This window comes from Halobacillus salinarum (genome assembly GCF_022919095.1).
GTDB lineage: Bacteria > Bacillota > Bacilli > Bacillales > Halobacillaceae > Halobacillus_B > Halobacillus_B salinarum.
The window spans coordinates 1674849-1688269 of the sequence record NZ_CP095073.1; the positions used below are offsets into that span (position 1 = coordinate 1674849).

The 13421-nt window shown below is 41.2% G+C and carries 9 protein-coding genes; all 9 read left to right on the top strand.

What is annotated here, in order from left to right; all coding sequences use genetic code 11:
- The first annotated feature begins 100 nt into the window (after positions 1 to 100).
- The 9 genes from MUN89_RS08505 to MUN89_RS08545 all read left to right on the top strand — a co-directional run bounded on the left by MUN89_RS08505 (position 101) and on the right by MUN89_RS08545 (position 13369).
- Positions 101 to 1915, top strand: a complete 1815-nt coding sequence (locus MUN89_RS08505) for an alkaline phosphatase D family protein (RefSeq protein WP_244712899.1) — start codon at positions 101 to 103, stop codon at positions 1913 to 1915.
- Between the two features lie 191 nt (positions 1916 to 2106).
- A complete protein-coding gene (locus MUN89_RS08510; protein WP_244712900.1) occupies positions 2107 to 2451 on the top strand; it encodes a hypothetical protein in 345 nt (114 codons plus the stop codon).
- 656 nt (positions 2452 to 3107) lie between these two features.
- Complete coding sequence (locus tag MUN89_RS08515) at positions 3108 to 3713, top strand: TetR/AcrR family transcriptional regulator (protein WP_244712901.1); 606 nt, start codon at positions 3108 to 3110, stop codon at positions 3711 to 3713.
- Between the two features lie 630 nt (positions 3714 to 4343).
- Positions 4344 to 6266, top strand: coding sequence for a threonine--tRNA ligase (gene thrS / locus MUN89_RS08520; RefSeq protein ID WP_244712902.1), 1923 nt, complete (start codon positions 4344 to 4346; stop codon positions 6264 to 6266).
- A gap of 122 nt (positions 6267 to 6388) precedes the next feature.
- On the top strand, positions 6389 to 6997 hold the full coding sequence (locus MUN89_RS08525; RefSeq protein ID WP_244712903.1) for a metallophosphoesterase family protein: 609 nt from the start codon (positions 6389 to 6391) through the stop codon (positions 6995 to 6997).
- Positions 6998 to 7205: 208 nt separating this feature from the next.
- The gene (locus MUN89_RS08530; protein WP_244712904.1) at positions 7206 to 7871 is read left to right on the top strand and encodes an O-methyltransferase; all 666 of its coding nucleotides are present in this window, start codon (positions 7206 to 7208) and stop codon (positions 7869 to 7871) included.
- Between the two features lie 414 nt (positions 7872 to 8285).
- The gene (locus tag MUN89_RS08535) at positions 8286 to 11483 is read left to right on the top strand and encodes a glycoside hydrolase family 3 N-terminal domain-containing protein (protein WP_244712905.1); all 3198 of its coding nucleotides are present in this window, start codon (positions 8286 to 8288) and stop codon (positions 11481 to 11483) included.
- A gap of 446 nt (positions 11484 to 11929) precedes the next feature.
- Entirely contained in the window at positions 11930 to 12517 is a 588-nt protein-coding gene (locus MUN89_RS08540) for a YitT family protein (RefSeq protein ID WP_244712907.1), read from the top strand.
- A gap of 36 nt (positions 12518 to 12553) precedes the next feature.
- Positions 12554 to 13369, top strand: coding sequence for an undecaprenyl-diphosphate phosphatase (locus MUN89_RS08545; RefSeq protein ID WP_244712909.1), 816 nt, complete (start codon positions 12554 to 12556; stop codon positions 13367 to 13369).
- The last annotated feature ends 52 nt before the right edge of the window (positions 13370 to 13421 follow it).

The window sequence follows — 13421 nt, forward strand, 5'->3', positions numbered from 1 at the left end:
TGAAATAAAACAAGGGTAATCATTCTTCCAGTACGAATAAGTTATCATTTTCCAATCGACGTACTAAAATAGACGTACAAGAGGTTAAGGGGGATTTATTTTGGTACTTGGCGCGAAAATGGAAACTTTTTCACAGGCATTCCTGGACGGTTCTGCCTACATTACCACGGAGTCTCTCCATGACTCTATGGAGAATTACGAAGTTGCTGTATTTAATTATGAAGGGGATCATGCTTTAGGTTTTGGATTTCCTCAATCCGTCGTGTCAGGAGATCCCACTTCAAGCGGCATGGTGCTCTGGACGAGAGTGAATCCTGACTTGGAAAGAGGCCTCACAAATAAAGAAATTGATCCGTGGTTTCAAAAGAGGATGATGAAGGAGACGGACCTCGCAAACGCCATCCCTCAAGGCGGATTTGTGATGTTTCAAATCAGCAGAGATGTTGATTTTTCATGGATCGAATTAAGCGGATTCTCCCCTATTTGGAAAGATCATGACCATGTAGTTAAGCTTGATTTAGATCACGAGCTGAAGCCTGGAAAATCTTATTATTACCGTTTTATCACTAAAAATGGACGGATAAGTAAAACGGGCCATTGTAAAACGCTTCCGAAAGAAGAAGAAGATTACCCGGCTGCAAGGATAGGGTATATCTCCTGTCAGGATTATACGAGTGGTTATTTTAATGCTTTATCTCATCTGGCGGATGAAAATCTCGACTTTTTTCTCCATCTAGGCGACTACATATATGAAGCCGTAGGGAAAGCAGAATACCAGTCTTCATTGAAGGAAAGACAGCTTGAACTTCCAGATGGTATAAATAAAGCGAGCTCACTTGAGGATTATCGAACGTTGTATCAAACCTACCGCACCGATAAGGATTTACAGCGTCTCCATGAATCTCACGCGATGGCAGCCACCTGGGATGATCATGAATATGCCAATGATGCGTACTCTCCGGGTGTTGCTCCAGACGATAGCCTTAAACCAGATTTCAATCGAAGAGAAAATGCAGACAGGGCTTGGATCGAATACATGCCGGTCAGACTGGCTTATGAAACCGATACATCTATTAAACTATATCGTAGGTTTAAGCTGGGAAAGCTGACCGAAGTATTTATGACGGATGAGCGGTCGAACAGGGATGCTCACCCTTGTGGTGAAAAGGAATTAGACCGCTATTTTACTAGTGGCTGTGAGGACATTCATGCTCAAGACCGGTCTATGCTTGGAACGTCTCAAAAGGAATGGCTGATCAATGGAATAATAAACTCCTCTAGTAAGTGGACAATATGGGCGAATCAAGTACAGATTGCGCAAATGAAGCTGCTTGGCCGTTACCTGAACCTGGATGCCTGGGACGGATTTGCTTATGAACGACATCAAATCGCCCGCAGCGTATGTGAGGAAGGTATCTATAATTTTATTGCCCTTACTGGAGACTTCCATTCGTTTGAAGCTTCTTATCTTAAGGAGGAATACACCAGGGAATCGAAGCCATTTGGTGTTGAACTGATGGTAGGATCGGTTACTTCCAGCAATTTAAATGATCTAGTACAGAAAAATCTAGATGAAATCACTGATTTTTCCAGTCCTTTGCCAAAAAATGCGGCGATTGAAATGGCTGGACAATTTAAAGCCAATCTTCAGTCAGAAAGTATTATTCCAACCAGATTTTTATTTAAAGAGCTTCAAAATCTAATTAAATTGGAAAACCCATGGATTGAGCTATTCGATAGTACAAATCACGGGTATGCCGTATTGGAGCTCACTAGGACGAATGCTAAATGGTCAGCTTTTAAAGTAGACTCCATTGAAGAGCCAAACGCTGAAAAAAAGCTGCTTTTTGAGTGTGATATTCCAAGTGGAGAAGTAAAAATCAATGTGAAAGAAAAAAACAGCATTTTTGGATAAAAAAAGATCTTCTTTGGTTTGTAACATTTTCTTCCAAGGTCCTGTCATCTTATCATCTTTTTACGCTACACTTTAGTGAAGGTAGAGGGAGAAAACAGCCCTAATGATCAGTCTGATTGTTAGGAATACTCGCCGTCCTTTTGAGTAAGAATTGTAGAGGGCAGCATTCTTAGCATTCACTTTACAAATGAATGGTACGATGGAAGAAATTATTCAAAGGGGTGTGCGTGGCATTGTTTTTGAAAGAAGTGAAAAACCTCCAGTTTTATAGTCAGCTTTCTTTAAAACAAGTGGAGGATCGGCTTCTCATTACTGCAGATTTTCCTAAGGAATTTCGGATTGAAAATCAACTGCACGAGCCGTTTTTGTATGTCACTTTATACGTCAGAGGCGGTGCCAGGATAAAAATTATCGATGAAGGCACAGCAAACATTTATACTTTGACAAAGAAAGAGATTGATCCTGCCACATACAAGAAGATTATTCAATTCGCGATTGACCACGCTCCACAGTTTAAAAATTTATCTAAACAATAAGCTGAGTGCTTCCTTTCCAGGAAGCACTTTTTTAATGTGATTTAGGATTGTGTTTGTAAAAGAGTTTTGAAATAATTATGATAATAAAAAATACTTTGGTAAAGGGAAAGAGGAGAATCCATGAAAAGGTAAAAATGGTTATCCTGATTTTTCAATCTTCAGTCGTTTTACTCGGGTTTTACTGTCTTTTCTCGAAAATGTTCACCATACTTCCCCTTTTGTTATTCATTTTAGGCTGTTATATGCTTCTGAATGGTACAATACTTATGAAAGAAAATAAACAGAACTTTTGGGGTTTTACAAGTATTATTATTTCTTTTTGACTCTTTTTTACAGTTTATAGAAAATCAGGGAACTTAGCTGCTGTTTCGCTCTCCTCTAAAATAATCAGGAGTGTTTGCAAATGATAGTGGCACCCCCGTGTCACATTCTCTAATAAAAAGCTCCAATACGGTATTTCGATTAACCTGCCTGGCTTCAAATAACCATTTACCGCTGATTGGTCAAGATGCAGGAACCCGAAGAAAGAAACATCAGCTTAATTACAGTTATATACTCAGCCCCTTAGTATTTTATTGACGGACAATATGTCCGATATATGATATTCTACGGACATACTGTCTGTAAGTAAAGTGAAGAATTAGGAGATTGATGGAATGGAAAAGGAATTAAATACGAATGTCCAGCCTCGCAAGTTAAGCCGGGAAGAAAAGAACCGTTTGAAAATCCTGCATTCTGCAAGGGAGCTTTTCATTGAGCATGGGGTAGCGTTTGTTAATATGCATCAAATTGCTAAAGAAGCAGGTGTTGGTCAGGCCACTTTATATCGTCGCTACAAGGAAAAAGGGGAAATTTGTGTGGACATTATTCACGAGGAATGTGCCTCTTTTTTTGAAAAGGTAGAGAAATATCTGGATGAGACCACAGACCTGACTTCTTTGGATCGCCTGTACCATGTTATGGAATGCTTTGTTGAGTTTTTACAGCCGAGAGTTCCGTGGTTATGTTCCATAAGCCGGGCGTCCTCTGATCATGAGCCGCTTCAATCTCCCCTTTACCAATGGATGAGAAAGATTTGCCGGGAATTAATGGAGGAAGCGGTTGAGAGGAATGAATTAACCGAATTCGATGTGAACTACACAGTAGAAATATTACTTGCAGCCTTGTTTAATATTGATTTTCACATTAAGCAGGAAGGCTTCTCTACCGAGCAAATTTTAAACGGATTACAACGGATATTTATCACTGGCTTAAAGAGTTAACTGCAATTTTTACTAAACTCTGTCACAAATAAAAATGTTGTGAATATATTGACTTATTACAGATCATCCTATATATTAATAAAAATTATACTAACGCTTGGAAAAGGACATGAGTTTTTCTTTACGGTTATTAGAGAGGGGAGTCAGCGGCTGAAAGCTTCCTAACACGAAAGGATTACTTACCCCCTTGGAGCAGTTCTGGTGAACGACGAGTAATCAGAACCGCAGACGCTGCGATAAAGCTGAATGAAGCCGCCGTTTACAATGACAGCGGGAATTTGGGTGGAACCACGAGACCGCACACGCTCGTCCCTCTAGTAGAGGGATGATCGTGTGCTTTTTAATTGAATCGACAGATGCTTGGAAAAGGACATGAGTTTTTCTTTACGGTTAATAGAGAGGGAAGTCAGCGGCTGAAAGCTTCCTAACACGAAAGGATTACTTACCCCCTTGGAGCAGTTCTGGTGAACGACGAGTAATCAGAACCGCAGACGCTGCGATAAAGCTGAATGAAGCCGCTGTTTACAATGACAGCGGGAATTTGGGTGGAACCACGAGATGACACGCTCGTCCCTTTTGGAGGGAGAGGCGTGTTTTTTTATGAACATTTTTAAAAAGGAGCGGATAAAGATGGAAAAGGAAAAAATTATTGTCCAGTTTCCGAATGGAGCGGAAAGAAAGTATCCTAAAGGGGTCGCTTTGGAAGAAATTGCGGAGTCCATTAGCCCAAGTTTAAAAAAGAAATCTGTCGCAGGGGAAGTGAACGGGAAGTTATACGATATGAAACAAACGATTTCTTCGAATGTTTTCATCGAACTTGTAGATTTGCAAAGTAATTCAGGCTTAGAGGTAATGAGACATACAGCCGCACATATCCTGGCTCAGGCAGTAAGGAGAATTTTTGGAAAAGTTAACTTAGGCGTCGGGCCGGTCATTGAAAATGGATTTTATTATGACATGGAGCTGGGACAGAAATTGTCCATTAGTGATTTACACACGATTGAAAAGGAAATGAGAAAGATTATTTCTGAAAATCTTGAAATTCGTCGTGAAGAAATCTCTCGTGAAGAGGCGCGGATTCTTTTTCAAGCCGACCCTTACAAGCTGGAATTGTTAGAGGATATCCCGGTTGGAGAAAAGATCAGTATATACAGACAAGGGGAGTTTGTGGATTTGTGCCGAGGTCCCCATCTTCCCTCTACCGGCCTCGTTCAAGCCTTCAAGCTTACACAAGTGTCCGGCGCTTATTGGCGGGGGGACAGCAGTAATCAAATGCTTCAACGAATATATGGAGCAGCTTTTCCGAATAAGGAAGAACTGAAGGAATATTTTCATTTTCTTGAGGAAGCAGAGAAACGAAATCATCGTAAACTTGGGAAAGAGTTGGAGTTATTTATGTTTTCAGAAGAGGCTCCAGGCATGCCTTTTTATTTACCTAATGGTCAAGTGATTCGTAACGAGCTTGAAGCTTACTTGAGAAAGCTTCAGGAATCATACGGATATCAAGAAGTCCGTACGCCGGTCATGATGAATCAGCGTTTATGGGAACAGTCAGGACATTGGGAACACTATAAGGAAAATATGTACTTTTCTGAAGTAGATGAGCAAAGATTTGCAATCAAGCCAATGAATTGCCCCGGCCATATGCTGATTTTTAAAAATAAGCTTCATTCATATCGTGATCTGCCGGTGAGGATGGCGGAGTTCGGTCAAGTTCACCGCCATGAATTCAGCGGGGCTTTAAACGGCTTGCTCAGAGTCCGGACATTCTGCCAGGACGATGCCCATATTTACGTCACTGCCGCTCAAATTGAGCAGGAAGTATCTACAGCATTAAAGCTTATTGATGACGTATATCAAACATTCGGATTTTCCTATGAAGTCGAATTATCTACAAGACCTGAGAAGCGGATGGGAGAAGAAAAATTGTGGGACGAAGCTGAAGCCGCTTTGAAGAACGTTCTGCATGATTTGAATTATCATTACAGAATAAATGAAGGGGATGGTGCTTTCTACGGTCCGAAAATTGATATTCACATTAAAGATGCCCTTAAACGAAGCCATCAGTGTGCAACCGTTCAGCTGGATTTCCAAATGCCGGAAAAATTTGATCTCTCTTATATTGATGAGCATGGGGAGAAAGTGCGTCCTGTAGTGATTCACCGAGCCGTTTTCGGTTCTATTGATCGTTTTCTAGGGATTTTAATTGAACACTTTGCTGGTGCATTTCCAAGCTGGCTTGCCCCGGTTCAGGCAAAGCTTATTCCTGTTTCCAACACAGCTCATATGGATTACATGGAAAAATTGCTTGCAGAGCTTAAACAAGCAGGAATACGGGCAGAGCTTGACAGCAGGGAGGAGAAACTCGGGTATAAAATACGAGACGCTCAGAAGAGAAAAGTACCTTTTATTCTAATTGCCGGAGACCAGGAAATAAGCAGCCAAACAATTAATGTGAGAAGGTATGGTTCAGAAGGTTCAACGGAGACATCTTTTGAAAAGTTTATTCATTTTCTTAAGGAAAGCATTGACAATCGGAGCCTTGTTAAATAGAAAGGAGGGTCCTGTGTGGACCTCCTTTCTTTTAGAATGTGAGGTTTTAACTCTCCCGATAAAAGAAATATAGTACATAGGAGGCATTGAGTTTACCGGCAGTTTAAAAGGAGGTTACAACGATGCGTTATCTTGCAGTTTCGGATATCCATGGTGAAGTTGGAAAATTGGAAAAAGTATTAAGTGAAGCCTCCTATGATCCAAAACGGGACCAATTGATTTTACTTGGAGATTATGTTGATCGCGGGCCCTATTCAAGAAATGTAGTGGCAAAGATTCAAGCGTTAGTAGAGATGGATGGGGCAATTGCCATCAAAGGGAATCACGATGATTTATTTATCAGGTCTCAATACGACTCGTATGCTCTTGAACTTTGGGAGATCAATGGAGCGTCCAGCACTCTCAAATCCTACGAAGGAAATTATGATGAAATGAGAAATCATCAAAAATGGCTGGAGAACAACTTGAAACTCTATTACGAAACAGAGGATTACATTTTTGTTCATGCTGGACTCGAGCCTGAAGTTCCAGTGGAAAAACAGGAAGAGGAAACGATGCTGTGGACAAGGCATACAGCGGAAATCGGATTGGGTAAGACCGTTATCCACGGGCATACACCAGTAGAAACGATTGCGTATTACCATGATCAAGTAGACATAGATACAGGAGCTGCTTACGGAGGTAAATTGACCGCTCTTGAACTTCCGAATCACGAAGTTTATGCAGTGTAAACAATTATTTTAAGAACCGGCTGCAGAGCAAGCTTGCAGCCGGTTTTTTAATGCAGATCAATCGTCATCCTTGTTCGTTGACGAATTGAAACCTTCATGGTATTACATGTTTATAAAGCTTTATTGAGGTCCCGTAGGAAAAATGTGCTGGGATTGAGCTGCTCAGAAAAAAGACTACACCTGCTTATAAAAATGGGAGGTAATAAAGATGAATCCATTGTGGAAACAGGTTGATGAGTATTACAGTGATAAATTACATGCTATGGATCCTGTGATGGCTTCTGTACTTAAGGCAAATAATGAAGCTGGTCTGCCTTCGATAGATGTTTCTCCTTTGCAGGGAAAACAGCTGTATTTGCTTGCAAAATTAAAAGGAGCGAAGAATATTTTAGAAATCGGAACACTCGGCGGCTTCAGTACGATTTGGCTGGCTAGAGCACTTCCTGAAGATGGTCGTCTAGTAACGCTTGAATTCAGCGAAAAACATGCAGCTGTGGCACACGAGAACTTAAGAAGAGCTGGAGTAGACCAGAAAGTAGACATCTTAGTGGGACCTGCCTTAGATACTTTACCTAAACTCCATGATAAAGGTTTTTCTGATTTTGATTTTGTGTTTATTGATGCCGATAAACGAAATAATCCGGGTTATCTACAATGGTCACTTGATCTTGTTATTTCTGGTGCCGTCATAGTGGGAGATAATGTCATTCGAAATGGACGAGTGGTTGAGGAAAATAGTGAAGATGAAGGAATTAAGGGAATCAGAGAATTCGCAGATCTTCTGGCTGCTGATACGCGGATCGAGTCTACTGCAGTGCAGACAGTCGGGAGCAAAGGATATGATGGATTTGTACTAGCTGTGGTTCAAAAGTAATCCATAGGAGAAAAAATAAGGGGCTGTGTCTTAAAGTAGGTTTATCGACTTTTTGAAACAGCCTTTTTGTGTGTCTTAAAACTACGTTAACCGATTTTAGTTCGTCAAACTTCCATAGTTTACCACAAAAATGTGCTATGATTTCTCAATATATTACAGAATACTGTTTCATTTTGCTCGTAAGAACGGTGTTAAAATAATTTAGGAAGCGCTTACATATATCTTTCGGAGGTGATCGTAACCCATCATTTAATAATTGAAAGGTCGCAGTTTGTATCTATAAAACGCAGCCAAGTCCTATTAAAAAACTACTTCCTATTACTCCAGAAGACTCCCTAACCTTTTAGCTCCTGGTTCCCGTCGTTTATTGAGTAAGTATTTTCCTAATTCCTATCTAAAGAAAGGAGAACTTTCATGCGCGTGACTAAATTATTTAGCATCTGCATCATGATCTTGCTCCTAATTATGAGTCAAAGTGCAGCTGTTTTTGCAAGTACCAATCAGGAACCACAGAAAAGTAATCCATCGTCTGATTACATGAATCCGGATCTCCCTATTCCCGATCGTGTTAGATCATTGCTCAGCCAAATGACATTGGAAGAAAAAGTTGGGCAGATGACACAAATAAACGTGACTAGACTTATGGGGGATGGTGCCTGGGATCAGGGGGATTTGAACGAGGCTACTTTAAAAAAGGTGCTCGTCGATAACCATGCTGGTTCAATCTTGAGTGGAGGTGGTGCTTCTCCTATTCCAAATAATGCAGAGGAATGGGCCAAGATGACAAATAAGGTACAGAAGTATGCCATTGAACACACTCGTCTGCATATCCCGATTATTTATGGTGTGGATGCCGTCCATGGCCACAATAACGTAATGGGAGCGACGATTTTTCCTCACAATATTGGCATGGGTGCGACCTGGGACACGGAGCTTGCTAAGAAAACTGCAGCCTCTACTTCTAAAGCAGTGGAAGCTACCGGTATCAATTGGAACTTTGCCCCTGTGCTTGATGTAGCCAGAGACATCCGATGGGGAAGGTATTATGAAGCGTACAGCGAGGATCCATTGCTTGTTACCGAATTAGGCAATGCTGCCATTCAAGGCATTCAGCAGGATGAAGAGAAAGGTACACTCCAAATGGCTGCTTCCGCTAAGCACTTCTTAGGGTATTCAGCTTCGGAGACAGGTCATGACCGTACTCCTGCTGATATTTCCACTCGAACATTGAGAAATACGTTTTTGCCACCTTTTAAAAGGGCGGTGAAAAATGATGTTGCTACGATCATGGTCAACAGTTCATCTGTGAATGGGATTCCAGTTCATTCTTCTCATTATTTACTTACAGATCTTCTTAGAAAGCAATTAGGATATAAAGGTGTAGTAGTGTCTGATTGGCAGGATATTCAATACCTTGTAGACGAATATCACATCGCAGACACTTACAAAGAAGCGATTAAAATAAGCATTAATGCAGGAGTAGACATGTCTATGGTGCCTATAGAAGCCGAGCCATTTACTTCTAATCTTATTGACCTTGTAAAAGAAGGAAAGGTTTCAGAAAAGAGGATCAATGAGGCTGTCAGCCGGATCCTAACGCTTAAATTCAAATTAGGCTTGTTTGAAGAGCCATACGTGGATGCAAGCCAAGCGATAGAAAAAGTGAATAACCAGGACAGGGATCTAGCTTATCAGGCGGCTGCTGAAAGCCTCACTTTGCTGAAAAATGAGAATCAAACACTGCCTCTCGATAAAAACATCGATTCACTGTATGTAACAGGTCCGAGTGCGAATAGTGTAGAAAACCAGATGGGCGGCTGGACGATAGGCTGGCAGGGCATTCCTGAGAATAGTGATGAACTCCCGCCGGCAGTAACTGTACTCGAAGGAATTAAAAAAACAGTCTCCTCTAATACGAGGGTTACCTTTGATGAAGGAAAGGATCTTCAGAAAGCCCGGCAGTCTGCTGAAAATGCTGATGCAGTTGTTATAGTAGTTGGCGAAAAGCCCTATGCTGAGGGAGAAGGAGATACGGAAACAGGACAACTTCCTGAAGCTCAGCAGGAATTATTTCAAGCCGTTCAAAAAAGCGGAACACCTGTGATTGTCGTGACAGTGGCGGGAAGACCTTTAATTATGAATGACATCGTGAAAAATACGAATGCTTTTTTGATGGCCTATCTGCCTGGTACAGAAGGAGGCAGTGCGATTGCTGATACGCTGTTTGGAAATTACAATCCCAGTGGAGAATTAGCCGTCTCCTGGCCTAAAAGGATTGGGGATGTCCCTATGAATTATATGCAGTACCCAGGTCCTAATGGAGGGGAAAGCAGTGATTATGATCCATTGTTTGCCTTTGGAGCTGGACTAAGCTATACGACGTTCGATTACAGCAACTTGAACGTTTCAGACCATGTTAATAAAGAGGGCAACGTGAAGGTTCAAGTCGACGTAACGAATAGTGGAAGTCGTGCTGGAGAAGAGGTTGTCCAAGCTTACACTGATAACGCAGCTGATTATGTGCTGACTCCTCCAAAAAAATTACAAGGATTTAAGCGTGTTTCTCTTGATCCTGGTGAAACCAAAACCGTTCAGCTTGATTTCCCTGCCTCACAATTATCTGTCATTACGGGGGATGTATTAGGTAACAGTGAGCGGTTTGTATATCCTGGGGAATATACCTTAATGAGTGGCGATCAAACTGCGGCATTCACCGTCGATCCGGAAAAAGATGAACCCCAAATTAACAAGCGGCTAGCCGGTAAAGACCGCTATCAAACAGCGATAGAAATTTCACAAGAAGGATGGGACAAAGCGGAAAACGTAATCATTGCTCGTGGTGATAACTTTGCTGATGCCCTTTCCGGTTCTCCGCTCGCCTATAAATTGGATGCACCAATTTTATTAACAAAAACTGACCGTCTGCTGCCTGAAGTAAAAGAAGAAATCAAGAGGTTGGGTGCAGAGCACGCGATTGTTCTGGGAGGTCCTAATGCGGTTTCTTCGTACGCAGAATATCAAGTTGAAGGATTGGGAGTTAACGTAGACCGTGTGAAAGGAAAAGACCGTTATGGGACTGCTGCCCATATTGCGGCCCGTCTTGATGGTCATCCTGATAAAGCGATTGTAGCAAATGGAAATAAGTTTCCAGATGCGCTCTCCGCTGCTCCATATGCTGCTAAGCATGGATTTCCAATCTTGTTGACGAAAAGTAACAAACTTCCAAAATCAACGAAGGAAGCACTTCAGGAAGTACCTAAAACAGTGGTTGTTGGAGGAGATTCCGTTGTCAATGGTGATGTGTTCAGCCAATTACCTGAGGCTGAACGTTATAATGGAAAGAATCGCTATGAAACCTCAGCTGTAATTGCTCAGGAATTAGAATCTTCAGCTGACGCTGCATTTGTTTCTACAGGAAGTAAATTTGCAGATGCCTTAACCGGTTCAGTGTTAGCGGCAAAAAGAAATGGAGTGTCCTTACTAGTAGAAGAAAATCAAGTGCCCAAAGAGGTTAAGAAGGCGTACCAGAATTTAAATATCGAGCATTTGTATATTCTGGGTGGTCCGAATGCAGTGAGTGAGAGAGTAAGACAGGAATTGTGGCAGGATTAAGTTTCAAGAGGAATCCCCGGAGAGTTCATTTCTCCGGGGACTTCTTGTGATCCAATATTAGAAAAATAACTGCTCAAGGTAATAGCCGCCCATGATACTGTCGGAAAAAAACTCTCCAATTAAGGAATAAACTCTGCAAGGTGCGCGAAATGAAAGAGCCGATTAGCAAAAGAAAACTTATAAAACCCCGGGCTCCCACTTTTTATTGAGCAGGACTCCCGCTGCCCATGCTATGTAAAGTGTCAGCAAATACTACGAAAAATCCTCCGTTAAAACCGGTTACGAGTATCATGACGCACTTCCGTATTATTATTTTTCATTATACTGGTTAATACAGAGGTGAATCCCTCACTCAAACTATTGGAATCCTCCAAAATAGTAAGAATAGTGGATTGTTAAAAGAAATATACATACTACATGTCCCATTTATGGAGAGGACTTTCCTGATGAAATTGATTCATAAGAGCGCGACTATATTATTTGGAAGCTTCTTACTATCCATTGGTATTAATTTTTTTCTCGTCCCTTATGAATTGCTGGATGGAGGAGTCATTGGTTTAGGGTTAATCATTAATTACTTAACTGGTGTACAAGCAGGCCTTATTATTATTGTGTTAAGTCTGCCGATTTTTATCATGGCTTGGATATGGGATAGAAGTTATTTCTATAACAGCCTTCACGGCATGTTGTTTTCTTCTTTTGCGATCGATCTTCTCGCACCTCTCCACACTGGATTTTCACTGGAAAATTATTTTTCCTCGCTATGGAGTTCTATTACAGGCGGTTTGTTTATAGGGACAGGAATAGGCATTATGCTTCGCAGTAAGACGAGTACTGGAGGTACAGACCTGCTTGCCCAGTTTCTTGCGAAGCTCTTTCGTATGAATGTTGGATTGGTTATTTTCTTTATTGATATAGCCGTCATAGGTTTGGGAGGAATATTAATTTCTTCTCAATCGTTTGCTTTGTCGGCGGTAACGATTATCTTCGTAGGAATTGCAACGAGCGCGTGTACTTGGAATATGGGGAACTAGTTAGATTACACAATAGGAATTTAAGGAGAAATACGTATGCAATGGGGAATTGTGGCTGCAGTTATCATAAGCTTTGTGGAAGCCTTAACTGAGTTTGCGCCTGTTTCTTCAACTGGACACATGATTATTGTGAACGACTTAATTCTTCATACCGAACGTATGCTGACGGAGCCTGTTTCAAATACGTTTCTAATTGTCGTTCAGCTTGGTTCTGTTCTAGCTGTCGTTGTAGTCTTCAAACAGCGATTCAAACAAATTCTTCAAGTCACAAAGAAGAATAATAAAAGGGAGCACACATTTAGTCTTAACACCCTTTTCATTGGCATTTTCCCTGCGATTGTAACAGGCTTCCTTGTACAATATTGGGTGGACACGTATTTATTCTCGATCCATTCGGTGATCTTAGCTTTAATAGCGGGATCGGTTCTTATGATCATTGCAGATACGTGTAAGCCGCTTCACGCTGGAGTGAAAAGTGTGGATCAAATCACTTATAAACAAGCTTTTATTATCGGTCTATTTCAAAGTGTGGCTTTATGGCCGGGCTTTTCCCGATCTGGAGCAACGATTTCTGGAGGGGTATTATTGGGGTTAAGTCACCGGGCGGCGGCTGACTTTACGTTTATTATGGCTGTACCAATTATGGCGGGGGCCAGCGGACTTTCCTTACTTAAAAATTTGGATTTGTTCACGTTGAATGTACTTCCTTTTTTTGCGTTTGGATTTGTGGGAGCATTCGTTTTTTCACTTCTGGTTATTCGGTTTTTTTTGAATTTAATTAACACCATCAAGCTCTTTCCATTTGCTATTTACCGGATATTACTTGCGGGTGTGTTACTCGTTTGGATATAAAAACTAATCGATTGTTGGTTCCTTTAATAAAAGGATTACGACGTCTTTTCAC

Excerpts from the sequence above, each read along its gene's own strand:
- MUN89_RS08510 (WP_244712900.1), top strand. The coding sequence starts at position 2,107 with ATGGTACGATGGAAGAAATTATTCAAAGGGGTGTGCGTGGCATTGTTT.
- MUN89_RS08515 (WP_244712901.1), top strand. The coding sequence starts at position 3,108 with ATGGAAAAGGAATTAAATACGAATGTCCAGCCTCGCAAGTTAAGCCGG.
- thrS (WP_244712902.1), top strand. The coding sequence starts at position 4,344 with ATGGAAAAGGAAAAAATTATTGTCCAGTTTCCGAATGGAGCGGAAAGA.
- MUN89_RS08525 (WP_244712903.1), top strand. The coding sequence starts at position 6,389 with ATGCGTTATCTTGCAGTTTCGGATATCCATGGTGAAGTTGGAAAATTG.
- MUN89_RS08530 (WP_244712904.1), top strand. The coding sequence starts at position 7,206 with ATGAATCCATTGTGGAAACAGGTTGATGAGTATTACAGTGATAAATTA.
- MUN89_RS08535 (WP_244712905.1), top strand. The coding sequence starts at position 8,286 with ATGCGCGTGACTAAATTATTTAGCATCTGCATCATGATCTTGCTCCTA.
- MUN89_RS08540 (WP_244712907.1), top strand. The coding sequence starts at position 11,930 with ATGAAATTGATTCATAAGAGCGCGACTATATTATTTGGAAGCTTCTTA.
- MUN89_RS08545 (WP_244712909.1), top strand. The coding sequence starts at position 12,554 with ATGCAATGGGGAATTGTGGCTGCAGTTATCATAAGCTTTGTGGAAGCC.